12 protein-coding genes and 1 tRNA gene are annotated in these 16200 nt (G+C 50.8%); 7 read left to right on the forward strand and 6 right to left on the reverse strand.

Features of this window, described 5'->3' with window-relative positions; translation table 11 throughout:
* Positions 1-98: 98 nt before the first annotated feature.
* Positions 99-893: a prepilin peptidase gene (locus FCL45_RS11755; RefSeq protein WP_136796773.1), complete on the reverse strand. Its 795-nt coding sequence runs from the start codon at positions 891-893 to the stop codon at positions 99-101.
* A gap of 64 nt (positions 894-957) precedes the next feature.
* Between FCL45_RS11755 and FCL45_RS11760 the strand changes: the two genes are divergently transcribed.
* From FCL45_RS11760 to aroA, 5 genes are read left to right on the forward strand one after another with little or no spacing between them, the layout of a single operon-like run.
* Positions 958-1749 carry a dihydroorotate dehydrogenase electron transfer subunit gene (locus tag FCL45_RS11760; RefSeq protein ID WP_136796772.1) on the forward strand — a complete coding sequence of 264 codons (792 nt, stop codon included), beginning with the start codon at positions 958-960 and terminating at the stop codon, positions 1747-1749.
* Positions 1737-2696 carry a dihydroorotate dehydrogenase gene (locus FCL45_RS11765; RefSeq protein ID WP_136796771.1) on the forward strand — a complete coding sequence of 320 codons (960 nt, stop codon included), beginning with the start codon at positions 1737-1739 and terminating at the stop codon, positions 2694-2696. Before FCL45_RS11760 ends, FCL45_RS11765 begins: the two co-directional genes overlap by 13 nt.
* Before the next feature lie 33 nt (positions 2697-2729).
* Positions 2730-3449 carry a type I 3-dehydroquinate dehydratase gene (aroD, locus tag FCL45_RS11770; RefSeq protein ID WP_228721484.1) on the forward strand — a complete coding sequence of 240 codons (720 nt, stop codon included), beginning with the start codon at positions 2730-2732 and terminating at the stop codon, positions 3447-3449.
* Between the two features lie 45 nt (positions 3450-3494).
* Positions 3495-4340 (forward strand): shikimate dehydrogenase, encoded by an 846-nt coding sequence (locus tag FCL45_RS11775; RefSeq protein WP_136796770.1) that lies wholly within the window; start codon positions 3495-3497, stop codon positions 4338-4340.
* A gap of 58 nt (positions 4341-4398) precedes the next feature.
* Positions 4399-5670: a 3-phosphoshikimate 1-carboxyvinyltransferase gene (aroA, locus tag FCL45_RS11780; RefSeq protein ID WP_136796769.1), complete on the forward strand. Its 1272-nt coding sequence runs from the start codon at positions 4399-4401 to the stop codon at positions 5668-5670.
* Between the two features lie 80 nt (positions 5671-5750).
* Here the strand turns inward: aroA and FCL45_RS11785 are convergent, their stop codons facing one another.
* From FCL45_RS11785 to FCL45_RS11805, 5 genes are read right to left on the reverse strand one after another with little or no spacing between them, the layout of a single operon-like run.
* Positions 5751-6590, reverse strand: coding sequence for an SAM hydrolase/SAM-dependent halogenase family protein (locus tag FCL45_RS11785; protein ID WP_136796768.1), 840 nt, complete (start codon positions 6588-6590; stop codon positions 5751-5753).
* A 27-nt stretch (positions 6591-6617) separates the two neighbouring features.
* Positions 6618-7856: a murein transglycosylase A gene (mltA, locus tag FCL45_RS11790; protein WP_136796767.1), complete on the reverse strand. Its 1239-nt coding sequence runs from the start codon at positions 7854-7856 to the stop codon at positions 6618-6620.
* A gap of 13 nt (positions 7857-7869) precedes the next feature.
* On the reverse strand, positions 7870-9009 hold the full coding sequence (locus tag FCL45_RS11795) for a lytic murein transglycosylase (RefSeq protein ID WP_136796766.1): 1140 nt from the start codon (positions 9007-9009) through the stop codon (positions 7870-7872).
* A 13-nt stretch (positions 9010-9022) separates the two neighbouring features.
* Positions 9023-9985, reverse strand: coding sequence for a DHH family phosphoesterase (locus tag FCL45_RS11800; RefSeq protein ID WP_136796765.1), 963 nt, complete (start codon positions 9983-9985; stop codon positions 9023-9025).
* A 33-nt stretch (positions 9986-10018) separates the two neighbouring features.
* On the reverse strand, positions 10019-12358 hold the full coding sequence (locus FCL45_RS11805) for an LPS-assembly protein LptD (RefSeq protein ID WP_167495727.1): 2340 nt from the start codon (positions 12356-12358) through the stop codon (positions 10019-10021).
* An 856-nt stretch (positions 12359-13214) separates the two neighbouring features.
* On the opposite strand from FCL45_RS11805, the gene FCL45_RS11810 reads away from it, so the two are divergent.
* Complete coding sequence (locus FCL45_RS11810) at positions 13215-15965, forward strand: Rne/Rng family ribonuclease (protein WP_136796763.1); 2751 nt, start codon at positions 13215-13217, stop codon at positions 15963-15965.
* A 40-nt stretch (positions 15966-16005) separates the two neighbouring features.
* Positions 16006-16082, forward strand: a tRNA-Arg gene (locus FCL45_RS11815).
* The last annotated feature ends 118 nt before the right edge of the window (positions 16083-16200 follow it).

Raw genomic sequence — 16200 nt, forward strand, 5'->3', positions numbered from 1 at the left:
AGCCTGTGAGTTTTTGCTGTCAAAGACTCATTAAAAAAGTTTCAGAACTGATGATCTTTTTCGCGCAAACGCATCAAGGCCGGCGCTGAGGTTCGATACTACGGCCACTCACCTTTGAGGTAGAGATCGAAATAAAAATGTATGGTTGGTGCGTAGAACAGATACACCAGACCTGCCAGCGAGAGAAAAGGCCCGAAAGGGATTTTGGTCTTACCGCCTTTCTTCTGAATGAGCATTGCGGCAATACCGACTATTGAGCCGGAAAGCGAGCTTGCGAAGAAAATAAAGGGCAATGACTGCCAGCCCAGAAATGCACCGAGCATGGCCAGTAACTTGATATCGCCACCACCCATGCCATCTTGTTTTCGCCAGATGAAATAGAGCAGGGCAATAGCATAGAGAACGCCGCCGCCTGCAAGTATGCCTATCAGTGAGTCAGACCAGCTGACATAGGGATTGACCAGAGAAAATAGAAAGCCGAGCACAATACCTGGCAGGCTGATTACATCAGGTATGATCTGCAGGTGAATGTCTATATAAATAATAGCCAGCAAGGCTGCGCAGAAGATAAAATAACCGGCCGCGGCAACGGAAAGGCCGAATTTGGCGAAAACCGCCATTGAGAGCACTGCCATCAGAATTTCCACCACCGGATATTGCAGCGAAATTTTTACATCGCAGTGACGGCACTTTCCGAGTTGGACAATATAGCTCAGAACAGGTATATTCTCATACCATGCGAGTGAATGTTTACATACAGGACAATGTGAAGCGGGAAATACGATTGACGCATCTTCTTCTGGCAGGCGCAGAATAACAACGTTCAGAAAGCTTCCTACAATAGCACCCAAAAGTGCCGAAAACACCAGTATCATCGGGTCGGTTACAACCATTCACAGCCTCATTTCATAAACAGTAATCTGAAGTATCTCAAACCAAAAAAGAGCAGACGTAACTATGCCACAATATCAGGAAAAAACAATAGTTACCCGTGTAGAGCACTTGTCGGATGAAAACGTCCGGCTAACACTCAAAGCACCGCAGATAGCCAGTGCTTGCAAACCGGGTCAATTTGTCATGATTCGTGCCGCTTTAGGCAAAGATCCGCTATTGCGGAGACCGTTTTCAATCCATCAGGCTGATTCCAGCGGTCATATCCAAGTGTATTTCAAGATTGTCGGCCGTGGAACAGATCTTCTTGCTCACCTGAAAGTGGGAGAAGAGGTTTCAGTACTGGGGCCACTCGGCAAGGCTTTCACCATCGATAAAGACCGACCGGTTTGTCTTGTCGGTGGCGGCCTGGGCATTGCACCAATGCTCTATCTCGCCAAAGAGATCAGTCGCAGTAAGACAGGTTCTACCAATGGAGATCTGGTGATACTTGGCGGCCGTACAAAAGGTGAGGTTGAACCTGTAATGGCTGACTTTGATGAAATCGGCATTCGTACTCTTGCAACCACGGATGACGGTTCCTACGGCACTAAAGGTTTTGTGACCGAACTTCTCAAAAGTTCTGACTTGCCTGCAAACACGCAGGTGTATGCCTGCGGGCCTGAGCCTATGATGGGTGCTGTAAGCCTCTGGTGCGAAGAACAGAAACTCGCCTGCCAGGTATCAGTCGAAAGTGTCATGGCTTGCGGTATGGGTGCCTGCCTGGGCTGTTCCAGACCTGTCGGCGATGGTAAATATGTTCATGTCTGTCTGGATGGTCCGGTTTTTGATGCAAGGGAGCTGAAATGGAATTCGTAAATACCAGAGGCCCCGAATCCGGTGAGCCGGATCTGCGTGTAAAAATTGGCAGCCTGGAGCTTGCCAACCCGGTTATGACAGCTTCGGGAACATTCGGCTATGCCAGTGAGTTCGAAGAACTGATGAATCTGCAAAAGCTGGGAGCGGTGATAGTCAAGGGGATCTCTCTTGAGCCGCGACCGGGAAATCCGCCGCCACGAATTGTGGAGACTGCCTGCGGTATGCTGAATGCGATTGGTTTGCAGAACGTCGGTGTCGATCGCTTTATTACAGAGAAAATGCCGTATCTCCATGGCCTTAATGTTCCTGTGATCGTCAACATCCTCGGTGGCTCGATTGAAGAATACCGGGAGATCACCAAACGGCTCGAAGGCGTACCAGGGGTGGCGGGTATAGAGGTCAACATCTCCTGCCCAAACGTCAAAGAAGGCGGAGTTGCCTTCGGTGGCGATCCTAAGATGGCCGCAGCAGTAACTACTGCGGTCAAAGAGGTGTGCTCTGTTCCGGTGATCGTCAAGCTCTCTCCCAATGTAACAGATATCAAGGAGATGGCTTACGCTGTGCAGGAGGGCGGTGCCGACTCAATTTCCCTGATCAACACCTTGATCGGTATGGCCATTGATCTGAAAAAGAAGCGGCCTGAGCTGGCAAATGTCATTGGCGGTCTTTCCGGGCCGGCCATCAAGCCTGTTGCCTTGCGAATGGTCTTTGATGCGTCACAGGTTGTTTCCATCCCGCTTATTGGTATTGGCGGGATCGAATCGGCAGAAGATGCCTTGGAATTCATGCTCGCCGGTGCCAGTGCGGTGCAGGTCGGGACAGCGAACTTTGTTAATCCCAGAGCGAGTGAAGATGTGGTTGACGGTATCCGCGAGTATGTTCTGGAAGAAAAACTCGACTCAGTCCGGGAGATGATTGGCGGATTGAGACTTGATTGGATCAGATAGGGCCAACGGGCACCTGCCTTGGATTTAGAGCAAATGGGTGATAAAGGGATGGGAGAGGAAATGCAGTCCGGTGGTCTGATTTGTGTAGCGATCGGTAAAGGTTCGGTGGCAGAGGCCATTGCCGCAGCTGAGATTGCCTCAGTTGAGGCCGATGTGGTGGAGATCCGGGTCGATGCTCTAGCTGATCCGGTAATTGAACCATTCCTTACCCGGATAGATCGCCCTCTGCTCTTTACCTGCAGGCCGGATTGGGAAGGCGGCTTTTTTGCCGGGCCTGAAGAGAGCCGTTTGGCACTCCTGGAGGAGGCGGTGAGTAGAGGGGCTGCTTTTATTGATCTTGAGTTGAAGGCTCCGCAAAGCTCTTTTGATCGTTTGCTGACCGGCCTGCAGGCATCGTTTACCAAGCTCATCGTCTCTAATCACAACTTCGAGTCGACCGGTTCCAGAGAGGAGCTGCTGGATATTCTCACCGCTATGAAAGATAAAGGTGCGGATATCGGTAAGATCATCACCACTGCCACGAACTTCAGCGATGTGCTGCGTGTATTGCAGTTGCAGGAGGATGCCCGCAAAATCGGTTTGCCGCTGATTGCTTTTTGCATGGGCCGCGCCGGAGTCATCAGCCGTTTAGCCACACTGGAGCTTGGTGGCTTTATGACCTACTGTGCACCGGACGATGGTGCAGGCACGGCGCCGGGGCAGATCTCAGTGACGGATATGCGTCGCGCCCTGAAGTCCCTCTCGATCGATTGAACCCCTGATAACCATTCAGCAAATTGTAATAACCCGGAGTCGTAAATGAATATATCCGGCAAAACCAGAGTATTCGGCATAATCGGTAACCCTGTCAGTCACTCCCTGAGTCCGCTGATGCATAACGCGGCCTTTGCGGAACTTAGTGAGGATTGTGTTTATGTACCTTTCCCGGTGGAAGATCTGCCCGCTGCAATTCGAGGTATGAAAGGTCTCTCCATTTGTGGCGCAAGTGTCACCATTCCCCATAAGGAGAATGTGATTCAGCATTTGGATGAAGTTGATCCGGTAGCGGCAAGAATAGGGGCGGTCAATACGCTTCGCCTTGTTCAGGTCGAAGGCCGGAAAGTTCTTTGCGGGTCTAATACGGACTGGATTGGTGCCAACAGGGCATTGCAGGAAAAAATTGATTTAAAAGGTAAGCGCATCATCATCCTCGGGGCCGGTGGTTCCGTTCGGGCTCTGGGCTTCGGTTTCAAGGAAGCGGGCGCAGAGATTGTGCTGTGCAGCAGAACAGAGTCCCGTGGCAGGGCTCTGGCTGATGTTCTCGGTTGTGGTTGGTGCTCTCTTACCGAAGTGACGGAGTTGCAGGGAGATATACTGGTCAATGCGACCTCTGTGGGCATGGCTCCGAATACTGACGCGAGTCTGGTGCCGGTGCAGGCCCTGGCTGGTTATGCGGTGGTGATGGATATCGTTTATTCTCCTTTGACGACCAGATTACTCAGGGAGGCGGCCGAGGCAGGCTGTATCACGGTAAATGGTCTTGAGATGTTGTTGTATCAAGGTGTAGCCCAGTTTGAACTCTGGACCGGCAAGACCGCACCCGTTGCAACCATGCGCCGGATACTTCTTGAAGCAACAGGAAACAGTGAGACCAAAAACATTTAGAATATGAGCCCGAAAGGGTTCGGCTGAAGTTACTGTACGGATAAATAAAGGAATTATCATGATTGAAATAACACCTGTTCAAAAGATAGATAAGACTGTGACCTTGCCGGGCTCCAAAAGCCTCACCCAGCGAGCGCTTATTGCGGCCGCTCTGGGTAACGGCACCAGCACGCTTATTGGGCCACTGGTCAGCGAAGACACCGACTACTCATCAAAAGCACTTGGCCAGATGGGAATGACCATCACCAAGGGCGACGGTGTCTGGACAGTCGAAGGTGGCGGTGGAAAAATTCAGCCCAGTGATGAGCCGATTTACCTTGGCAATAATGGTACAGCAACACGCTTTCTCACCTCTGTAACCGGCCTGGGCCACTCAACTTTCATTATTGATGGTGACGAACGTATGCATGAACGCCCCATTGATCCGCTGATGAAAGCTCTGCAGGGGTGGGGCGTTGACATTGCTTCTATCAATAACACGGGCTGCCCGCCACTGCGTATTCAGGGCAGCGGTTTGAGCGGTGGTGAAACTGTTCTCCCAGAGGGCAAGTCAAGCCAGTACCTCTCCTCACTCCTGCTGGTGGCACCTTATGCTGCTCAACCAGCTACTTTGAAAGTTGAGGGTGAGGTTCTTTCCAAGCCTTATGTGGCGATGACTCTGGCGGTTATGGCGGATTTCGGTATCATGGTTGAGGCGGCACCTGACTTCTCATCCTTTACCATTCCCCAGGGCTGTTATAAAGCGCAGGATTATAAAGTTGAGGGTGATGCTTCCAATGCTTCCTATTTCTGGGCTGCAGCAGCCGTGACAGGCGGTAAGGTGACCGTGAGCAATGTGCCGGTCCCTTCCCTGCAGGGTGATGCAATGCTGGTACCTCTGCTCGGCCGCATGGGCTGTGAGGTCGCAAAGGCAGGTGATGGTATAACAGTTTCCGCTTCCCGCCCGCTGGAAGGGATTACGGTCAATATGGGGGATATGCCCGACGTGGTGCCGACTCTGGCAGTGGTTGCGGCTTTCGCTCAGGGAAAAACCGAAATCACCAACATTGCCCATCTCCGCATCAAAGAGTGCGACAGACTTACAGCCACGGTGACCGAGTTGACCAAGATGGGTGCCACGGTTGAAGAGTTTGAAGACCGGATGATTATCCATGGTGACGGCGGTAAAAACCTGCATGGCGCCGATATCGAAACCTATAAAGATCATCGGATGGCGATGTGCTTTGCCGTGGCCGGACTCCGGGTACCTGGCGTAAAGATCCACGGTGAGAACTGCGTGGCAAAATCATTCCCTGATTTCTGGGAACGCTTCGCCTTGCTGCAGAAATAATTGCCAGTGTTCTGCTGAGTTGTCTCAGCAACAGGGGAAATTAAAAAGGGGTTGTCTCAGGTTTTGAGACAGCTCCTTTTTTATTTCAGATCAGAGAGTGAAACATAAATTGTATCACCTGTGTTTGCACTGAGCAGCTTGCAGGCCGATCCTCCATTCACAGCGATCTCAAGGTGAAAGTGGCTATCGAAGTGCGCCAGTACATCACCCTCCGGGGCTGCTGAATAGCTGCCGCTTAAACCGTTGATCGTGGTGTTGCCGAGATGTATTTTGAGACTGCCCTTATCCAGTAGTGGCTGTACATCATCAGCCGTCAGATTGGTACAGAGATTACCAAATCTGTCGATATGTACTATTTCGCCGACAGCGGAGTCTGCTCGAAGTTCTTTTTGGGGTAACGGCAGGATAGTGCAGGAACTCAGTTCAATCTCGCTGCCGACCATGGATAGAGGTGTACCGGATGCCAGAGCGGCTGCTACCGGTGCCATGATGTCACGACCGTGAAAGGTGGTGCTGATTTGAGGTAAAAAGAGCTTTTTATTGGTCACCTGGTAGACCCGTACGGGATCAGTGCGGGGTGATGCGCTTTGCAGTATCCGGGTAAACACGCCATTATCGGGACCTATGAAAATATGTTGTTGGTTCGTGATGGCTATAACCCGGCGATCAGAACCAACGCCGGGATCAATCACCGCAACATGAACAGTTCCTGAGGGAAAATACCGGCAGGCTCTAGCCAGCAACCAGGAAGCGCAATGAATATCCTGGGCGGGAATGGTGTGGCAGATATCAATGAGCTGAACTGTTGCGGGCGGGGAGAGTCTGGAGAGAATTACTCCCTTCATTACCGCAACATATTCATCGTCTGTACCGAAATCAGTGGTTAGGGTTATGGCCCGGCAGCTAGTTGTGATTGCCATAGAATAATCAAGTTTCGGGTAGTTGATCTAATGAGATGTTGGAATATCAGATACTGCCGGGAAACCCTTCTTAATAAAAAGGTAGAGTTTGCCGGGCTGTCTCATTACACCGGCTGCGTGTTTGGCATAGTGCCCGGAACCCATAAAGAGGTCTACGCGACCAGGGCCCTCTATTGCGGCACCGCTGTCCTGTGGCAGTACAAATCGCTTATCCGGAACCCAGGCAACCACCTCGCCGCCATCGTTTAAAATCGGTACGGTGCTACTCAGCCAATAGAATACTCCGGTCGATAGCAGGGACTGGTCTAAAGCGATAGATCGGCCGGCAGTGAGCGGCAATCCCAGGCTTCCGTTTGGCGGGCCATCATCACCCCAGTTAAAAAAGATGATTCTGGGGTTGTAGTGCAGCACCCGCCTTTGTTCCTCCGGGTGATGAGCAAGATACTGTTTGATGTTGGGAGTGGAGGAGTTGTGGAGTTCAAGCTTACCCTCATCAACCAGCAGCTTACCGATGCTTTTGTAACCATGACCATTATGCCCGGCAAAGCGAACAGACCTGATACTCCCATCTGGCAGTGAAATCCTCCCAGACCCTTGTATCTGCAGAAAAAAGGCAGAGACCGGATCGGCAAGATAAACCAGCTCAGAGCTGGCCAGCACGTTGGAACCTTCAATTTCAGCCCGGGTCCAGAAGGGGAGGAAAGCATTATTCTTTCCGATTCTACCTACTTCAGTTTGCCCTGTGTTGCTTTTCCTGGATACCAGGGATGGTGGTGGGGAATAGATGGGGAACCTGAATTTGGGTGTTTTTTGTAGGCTGCCCTGGATTACCGGTTCGAAGTAGCCGGTAACGAGCATAGTGTTTCCAGGGCCAGACCTCCGCCCGGTGGATTGATAAATCTCAAATCTTTCAATCAGCTTCCGGTTGAGTTGTTCGGCGCCACTGGCATTTTCTATGAGCGTGATGAACTCATCCAACGATGAGATCAGCCAGTTGCGGGAATAGCTCAATCCATAAATCTTTGCAGTATGGTCGACTGGCAGTTGGGCAAGATATGAACGATGAATCCGTGCGGCGGTAAGGAGAGATTCCTGTGAATCGTCGTCGGTGAAGACCGGCACATCCCCTGGGGCAACAGGCTGTATTGCTGCAAAAACCTGAGCAGCGTGCCAGGGCACACAGAGCGAAAGAAAGAGTAACAATAAATAACAGCGCACAATTAAAATAATATCTCTCCGATTGTCAGGGAAAGTTTGAAATATCATCAGGTGAGTTATGTTACCTGGTCATAGCCTGAGCGAAATGAGTAACTATCATGGCATATCTGTTTGAATGATTCCAGGCGGTAATGGCCTGAAAATTCGGGTAGCCGGCATAGTACTGAGGGGTTTTACCAAAAAAAGGATTAGGTTGAAACTCAACAACAACCAAAGGTCTGTTGTCAGGGGATGGAGGGAGCTCGACTCCCTGGGCGTCCTGTATTTCCTGTCGTGGTAGTCGGCCTCTGCGACCTGCTTCAAGAGCCTCTTTAAGATTGTCTGTGTTGAGTTCGTTGCCTATGTTCACTATAACGGGTGCATCCAGCACCCAGTGATGGCGGTGCAGATAATTGGCAATGGAGGCAAGAATATCGGGGATCGAGTCGAAGATATCAGGCTTGTCGTCATCATCAAAACTGACAGCATATTCCCTGAAACTGGAAGGAATGAACTGTGGCTGACCAAAGGCACCAGCATACGATCCCATTACGGACCGGGGGCTAAGCCCGTACTCCCTGCATAACAGCAGAAAATTGACAAGTTCATCCCTGAAGAATCCGGACCTTCTCGGATAGTTGCTGAACAGGGTGTTTAAAACACGAAAAACTTCATGTTTTCCCTGTCGCTGACCAAACCTGGTTTCAATACCCCAGATGGCAATCAGGTATTCCCTGTCGACACCGTAACGTGCTTCAATTGCATCGAGCAACTCACGATGCTCTTCCAGCTTTTCTTTTCCCGCCTGTATTATCGCAGGGGTGGCCAATAATGCCAGATACTTGAGGTAGGGGCGTGATTCCACCTGGTCACTGATCAGGTTCAGGGCCGCCTGGTCTATAGTGAGGCCGGAGAAGAGACTGGCCAGTTCAATTCTGTCAAAGCCGTGATCGTTGGCTAATTCGTCAAAAAGCTTCCGGTAATCAGCTGTGTCAATGTTGATGATAACATCGTCGGTACCCGGTGCCGACTCAGGTGGGTTTTCTGTTGCCTGGGATACCCCGGCAGATAAATGCCCGGCCAGCGGCTTGAAAAAATATCCGCCGATAAGGCAAAGGCAGGCAACGGCCACAGCAACAAGCAGACGTAGTCTGTGAGGTGGCCTGGTACTCTTCGATAATGCGCTTTTTTCCAGCATGGGCTGTTTGGTTTGACGGGTCACACCATCACCGGAATCAAGGATACGTGCTGTTAAATTTCTCTATAAATTGGTCAAGCATCTCAGCGGGAAGACTGTTGATTCCTGCAGCGGCCTCACGGCCTCCGCCTGTCGGGAACTGCTTACAGAGTTGAACAGCATCGCGTTTGTCATTCAGTGGCGCGCGGACGCTGATGCGTAGACTGTTGTCGCTGTTCTCTGTTATCAGGGCATGGGCGGCATCCATCTTCTCCCGAGCCTTGAGGTTGGCAAAAACACCTGAAACGCGCCTTGCCCAGGCCTCATCGGGGAAGAAGTAGAGTCTGTTTTGGCCCGTGTTGGGATATTCCCTGACGGCCATTGCACGCTCCATATCGTTCCGGAAACCGTCCCGAAGTCGGCCAAGCTCTGGAGATTCGCTGTGGAATGCCAGAGGATCGGTGTATTTCGATACTGCCCTGTATAACTCGGCGGGCTCGAAATGCAGATCAGCTATGTCTGCACCATAACCGTTGTAGTTCAGAAGCTCGCCAATTTCACGAAGCGAATTGATTTGCAGCTCCTTCAATCCAAGACTCGCCGAAAGCTTTTCTGCCTGGACGTGCAGGTTATCTCCATAGGCGCCGCAAACAGCCCAGGCGGCGAAACGGTCGCTGAGCAGTTTATTGACTATGAGCGAAGTGCAGGTATCTGCAGAGAGGTCGATGTGTGCTGTCAGCAGCGGATTGTCGGGGATCGGTTCGGCGGCGTGATGGTCTATATATTGGATGGTGTTGTTGCGCGCCAGGAGTTCAAGCAGACCGTCCCTGTTGCTGTCCAGGGAAACATCGAGCACCGTAATCATGGCGTCTTCGGTCTCGGCAAGCTCGGGCTTGGCCAGAAGCTTGATGTCTCGTTTCACACCGGTAATACAGACAGCCTCAGGCTGAGGTTCGGCAAGACGGAGTTGGTGCAGGGCACAAATCCCGTCACCGTCTCCGTTAAAAATATCAAAATACATTGCGTCCTCTAATCCAACGTTATCGTTGGGCGATTACATGTCAACCCTGAACGGGTTGCCGAGATTAGCCAGGCTGAAGGTGACCATGAAACGGGTGTCTTCAGGTGTATACTTGGTCTGGAACTCGATACCCCAGCATTTTGCCAGATAAAGGAGCGATACATTTGCCTCATTCGTCTCGTCTTCAGCGAGCGATTGTTCGACCTCGATTTCGGCGTACCAGTTATAGAACAGTTTGGCATTTATTGTGCCGTTCAGCTGTTCAACATCTTCTCCTTCAAGGTAACTGTAATCAAGGCTGAAAAAATCTCCTCTGCGATTGATGTAGCTACTCTCCACACTGTGTCGAACGAATCCGTCACCGTAGACATTATAGTCGGTTTCGTATTTCAGATAGGTTCTGGTGGTCGGCCTGAAGGCCAGGCGCAGGGTAACATCCGAGAAGGGTTCGTCCACCACCTCGTTGGCGAAGTTGCCGTCGTTGGTGTCGGTGAAGTCGTAGCTTTGAAAAATTTTCAGGTAGCCGAGTTCACGTTCTTTAGCGCCGCTGTAAATGTGGAAGAAGTTGTCGACACCATAGGTGATCTTGTTCTCTTCAAGAACCCGGTCGACATCGTCGAAGTCAGGGAGGTCATCCTGGTTGACATCTGTGACATAGTTATATTTGATATACGGGTACACCTGGTGATCAAAGGCTGAGTACGTTTCACCGGAGAGTGGGAATTCCCTCAGGAGGGTGGAGCCAATTTCCATTTCAAAATCAGCCAGTAACCTGTTTTCGGTACTGCCGTAATCGTTGTCGGGATCGCCATCACCATATTCTTCAATCACATAAAAGGTATTGCGAACACCAAGTTCTGCCCGCGACTCCAGGTATTGAGACAGTGGTATCGGGGTGCTGATCGCCGGGCGAATGTCGAAGCGATGCGCTCCCACACCATCTTCCCGGTAATAATTTACATAGTCCGCATCCCATTTAAAGCTGGTAATGGTGTTGGTGATGGGCACCAGCCCTGCGAATTTAATTTCGGGAAGCTTCCACAATGGAGTGGGGTCATCTTTTTCTTCCCGAACATCGTTGATGACCAGAAAGTTGCCCTGCAGAGACATGCCGTCCCAGCTCTTCTGGAATTTGAGGGTGTTCTCCCGGGTGTCATCGGTGCGGTTTTCAAACCCTCGCCCGTAGGTGTCGAGAAAACGTTTGTCGCTATCGTCAAAGCCGGTATAACCGCTCTTGAACTCGGTGAGATAATCACGATCGGAGACTATATCGATATCAAGGCGGGAATTCCAGCCGTCGCCAAAACCATGGTCTGCCTTACCGCGAATCCAATAGCGATCGCTGTTGTCGTGGGTATAACCTGTGTCGGTATAATAATCGGAGGTGAAGTCGCTGTCAGAGAGGTCATCGTTGAGGTAGTTGCCGATGATCTCACCTTTACTGTCCTGGGCCAGGGTATAGCGAAACTCAACTCCCGACATCAGACCGCGATCTTCGAAAAACTCGGGTATGAATGTCATATCCGTGTATTCGTTAATAGCCCAGAAAAAGGGGATGCCGATGCTGAAACCACCGGCGTTTGAACTGGAGATCTCGGGCAGCAACAAGCCGGACTGACGTGTTTCCTTTACCGGTACCACCAGATATGGCGAGTACATGACGGGAACGCCTTTGATATTAAACTTGGCATGTTTCAATATCGCATAGCCGTCCTGCTTTACCGTGGTATCAGCAGCAGAAAAGCTCCATGGCGGATTTTCATCATCTTCGATATCACAGGTAATAACCCATCCGTCGGCAATGTGGTATGTGTTGAGGCCGGTCTTTTCGACAGCTTTACCCTCAAGATGCAGGTCATCTTCTTTTCTTTTGATGACCGCTTCTGTGAACGTTCCCGTTTCCGTCTCGAGCCGGATAACACCTTCATCGGCCAACAGGGTATCATCCTTGCCGATGACTTTGACGTTTCCCTTGGCCTTAATGGTTTTTGCATCAACGTCGTACGTGAGCCAATCCGCCTCTATCCGGAGAGCAGTTTCATATTGCTCACCCCCCTTGACCTGTTCATCGATCTCACCGGCTGTGACTGCTTTCGGGGCAGGTTCACCAAGAAGTGTGGACCAGTCGGTCACCTTCTCTTTTGGTTTTAAAGTCTTAGGTGGAAGTTTGACACGCTTTTCCAGAACGATATTGCCCTCAGCGACTATGCTGCTTGGATCCTCATACCTGATTATCCTGTCAGCAGAAATATCCCACTCTGCGGTAGATACTCCTTCGGCAAGGAGTATGGCAGGTGCAAGCAACAGGGATGGGATGGCCAGCGCTGTAAACACAGCTCTTCGAACAGAGCCTTTTACAGAAGAGGATGTCACAATATGCTCCTTATGAAGGTTTGACGGTTGAGTACTGCTCTTTTTTTTGTAAGCAGTGCCTGGTGGCAAACATGTCATGTATTATATACGGGTAAAAAAAGACGTACTGCTCTGATTTCATCATAAAACACAGGCAGAAGTAAATACTGGAGTGTACGTTTCTCGCATTTTTGTGTCAAGTTTAAAGTCGGAGATTTGGGCTTGATAATGGAGGGGAATTGTTTTACTTTTATATTTGCTAGGGTTCAAAAGCGAACCAAGCCCCCGTCTTTTGCGTTTTTCGCCCTGTCCTTGTAACTTCTCCGGTGGTTGTAACTTCGTTATTGCGACAAAGTGGACCTAGGGAGTATTATCAGGGTACTCATATGAATAAGAGTGCGGCCACGCAAAAGGAAAAGGCCTTGTAAAGATTTCTTCCGGATACAGCCTCGCAGAAAGATTTAGTTGAAAATCTCTGGGGTTGTCGCCGAAAGCATAAATGAACGACCGGGAAAATGTAACGATATCTGATGGGAATAAAGCTCAGATGGCAGCCCGGGAAGAGATTTAAGGATTTCTTCGAAGAAGGTAATTAGATTGGAGGCAGGCCAAGCCTGTTACGTCGATAACTATCCAGATACTCAATTCGCCGGGTTGCTCCCCAGGCGATGGGCATGAAGTAGTGCTCACAAGACGTGACAGAATGCCAGCCGGAAGCACGACCGGATTATCACCCGTTTTACCGTGATAATGTCGTGATAATATGAGATTCTCTGATGCGTGACAGTTCAGCTTTGAAACTGCATGATGGCGTAGCAGGGGAGGAACTCCGCAAATATTGGCTCATGGTCGATAGTTTTGTGGATAAAGGATACAGATGACAGATCAAAAAAAGAATGACGGGAAAAAATCAACACGTAAAATTAAAGCAACTACAGGTGCATGGTGGAAGACAATCGTTGAGGATGAGCCGGAACAATCGGCTCCCGCGGTAACCAGTAAAACTGAAGTTGCGCCAGATGTGGGTCAGGCAATTGCACCTGATAACAAAGCTGAAGATGTACCCGTCAGAAAAAAGACACCGGCAAAATCTATTTCGGGAGCAGCAGAAGACAAAGCTGGTTCCACTCCAGTGCAGGCAGAAGTAGAGCAGGTAAAAAAGCCGCGTCCACGTAGAGCTCCGCGCAGGAAAAAAACAGAAGAACCAGCCCAACAACCCCTCGCTGAACAACCGGAATCAACAACTCCGGCCCCGACAGCCGTGCCAGTCGAAGCGAAATCGGCAGATGCTGATACTGCTGCGCCTGCTGCCAGAAAACCCGCTAGAAAAAGATCCCCCCGCAAAAAGAAAACTGTTGCCGAAGACATACCTGAATCCACGGCAGGATTGCCTGTCTCTGCTGCAAGCAGAGAGATGGTGGCAGTCACTGATGCTGTAACGGTGGAGACTGTGCCGGTTGATGCAAAAGATGCGGGAAAAGAGGCCGAAGGTGCAGATTCACAGGCTGCCAAGCCTGAGGCTGCGAGTTCCGGCCGCAGAAGGGCGCCGCGCAGGAAAAGAGGCCCTGCTGCCAAAGACACCGGCGAAGCAGGAACGGCTGGGGAGGGCGGTGATTTGGCTGCAGCCGATGCAGCTGCCGGCTCGCCGACTGAAGCAAAACCTGCAGCGGAAGCAGAAACAGTCAAACCTGCCAGACCACCGCGTAAACGCGCGCCGAGAAGGAAAAAACCGGTTGTAGCAGAAGAGCGCAATCAGGAGCAGGAGCAGGAGCAGGAGCAGGCTGAGCCGGTCTCGGTTGAAGATGTCTCGACTGAAGAGTCCGCCGAGGCAGTTGCCGCTGAAAGTGATCAGGAGCCGAAAAGGAAAAGCGGACAGCGCCGATCCCGTGGCAGAAGAGGACGGGGCCGACAGGCCAAAGAGGCCGGAGCTGAAGCAAAAGAACAGGATGTCGAAGGAGAAACAGGCGAGATCGAGCTTGAAACAAGATCAGCAGACAGGCAGGACTTTGCTGAAGACGAGGATAGCGACGAAAGAGACTTTGAGCTTGATTCAGAGGATGGCGAGCTGGCCGAGGGTGACGATAAGAGCGATCTGGTTCTCAAGCTTTTGATAAATGCCGAGGAACCTGAAGAGTGCCGTTTGGCGCTGCTTGAAAATGGACGTCTCGAATCCATCCATGTCTCGACAATCAACCGGGCTCAGACCAAAAATAATATCTATAAAGCCAGAATTGTCGCAATCGAGCCGAATCTGCAGGCAGCCTTTGTTGATTATGGCACAGAGAAAAACGGCTTTCTGCCATTCAGTGAAATTCACCCTGAATATTATAGACAGGAGTTGCCGGATCATATACAGAAACTGGTTGATACCCACCACTGGAAAAAGCTGAGCATCACTGATGTTGTTGAAAAAGGCCAGGAAGTAATGGTCCAGGTGGTTAAGGAAGAAGTTGGCAAAAAAGGTGCCAACATGACAACCTACCTGTCGCTTCCCGGCCGCAGTGTGGTACTCATGCCGGGATCAGATTCTTCCGGTATCAGTCGTAAGATCTCCGGTGAGGAACGTCGCAGCAAGTTGAGAAAGGCTATGACCGCTCTGGAAATTCCAGAGGGTATAGGCTGGATTGTACGTACTGCCGGTGTCGACATCACCAAGACAGCCCTGAGCCGTGACGTGGGGTACCTGCTCCGTCTCTGGGAAGAAATAAAGAAGAAGGCACAAACTCTCGAAGGTGTGGGGCAGGTTTATGAGGATCACCAGTCCGTACTCCGTTTCCTGCGTGAGCACTTCGATCCGGCCATTGATGAGATCCTGGTTGATGCCAAGGATGCCATGGACCAGGTGAAGGAATTCGTCTCCTTGCTGCCTTCTGCCCAGCGTAACGTCAAAGTTCGTATGCACAAAGGGTCTCGTCCGATCTTCAACCAGTACAGTGTCGAAGATCAGATCGAGTCGATCTACCAGCCGAGGGTAAACTTGCCTTCAGGTGGCTCCATTGTCATCGAGCCCACGGAAGCGTTGGTGTCCATTGATGTTAACTCCGGCTCCACCAGTAAAGGTAGGAACTTCGACCAGTCTATTTATCAGGCGAACATGGAAGCCGCCGGTGAGTTGGGCAGGCAGCTGCGTCTACGAGATCTTGGCGGACTTATCGTGGTCGATTTTATCGATATGCGGAACAAAAAGCATATTCGGGACGTTGAACGCAGGGTTAAGCTTGCCATGCGCTCTGACAAGGCTAAAGTTGATTTCAGCCGTATCTCGAAGTTTGGCCTGATGCAGATCTCCCGCCAGAAACTCGGCTCCCCGATAGAGGCTGGTAATTATCGGGTTTGCAGTCACTGTAGAGGTCGGGGAACTGTGCGGTCGGTTGAGACTCTTGCGCTTTTTTATCTGCGCCGAATCCAGACCGGTGCGAGCCGCAGGCATGTCGCAAAGGTGGAATGCCACTTCCCGCTCGATGTTGCCCAGTATCTGCTTAACAACAAGCGCCATGAGATCCACGAGCATGAAACACGCTATAATACCGAGATTGCAATTCTGCCTGATCCGTCTATGACTCCTGTCGAAAATGAAATAATCCTGCACAAGGCAGAAAAAGAGGAGGACGGCAAAAAACAGGCTTGAAGTATGAATTAAACTGGGGTATATATCCTCCACTTCTGTCGCACCAGTAGCTCAGCTGGATAGAGCAACGGACTACGAATCCGTAGGTCGGGCGTTCGAATCGCTCCTGGTGTACCAGTTATTAAAGGCGGTTAGGTCATTTTGGCTTAACCGCCTTTTTTTGTTGGTTACATGCCGTTTACATGGGACGGCACAAAAGGGGTCTACACCAAAGAAGGGGGATGGTCCTTCCATT

Source organism: Desulfosediminicola ganghwensis (assembly GCF_005116675.2).
Taxonomy (GTDB): domain Bacteria; phylum Desulfobacterota; class Desulfobulbia; order Desulfobulbales; family Desulfocapsaceae; genus Desulfopila; species Desulfopila ganghwensis.

Excerpts from the sequence above, each read along its gene's own strand:
- FCL45_RS11765 (WP_136796771.1), top strand. The coding sequence starts at position 1,737 with ATGGAATTCGTAAATACCAGAGGCCCCGAATCCGGTGAGCCGGATCTG.
- FCL45_RS11775 (WP_136796770.1), top strand. The coding sequence starts at position 3,495 with ATGAATATATCCGGCAAAACCAGAGTATTCGGCATAATCGGTAACCCT.
- aroD (WP_228721484.1), top strand. The coding sequence starts at position 2,730 with ATGGGTGATAAAGGGATGGGAGAGGAAATGCAGTCCGGTGGTCTGATT.
- FCL45_RS11760 (WP_136796772.1), top strand. The coding sequence starts at position 958 with ATGCCACAATATCAGGAAAAAACAATAGTTACCCGTGTAGAGCACTTG.
- FCL45_RS11785 (WP_136796768.1), bottom strand. The coding sequence starts at position 6,590 with ATGGCAATCACAACTAGCTGCCGGGCCATAACCCTAACCACTGATTTC.
- aroA (WP_136796769.1), top strand. The coding sequence starts at position 4,399 with ATGATTGAAATAACACCTGTTCAAAAGATAGATAAGACTGTGACCTTG.
- FCL45_RS11755 (WP_136796773.1), bottom strand. The coding sequence starts at position 893 with ATGGTTGTAACCGACCCGATGATACTGGTGTTTTCGGCACTTTTGGGT.
- mltA (WP_136796767.1), bottom strand. The coding sequence starts at position 7,856 with ATGATATTTCAAACTTTCCCTGACAATCGGAGAGATATTATTTTAATT.
- FCL45_RS11810 (WP_136796763.1), top strand. The coding sequence starts at position 13,215 with ATGACAGATCAAAAAAAGAATGACGGGAAAAAATCAACACGTAAAATT.
- FCL45_RS11800 (WP_136796765.1), bottom strand. The coding sequence starts at position 9,985 with ATGTATTTTGATATTTTTAACGGAGACGGTGACGGGATTTGTGCCCTG.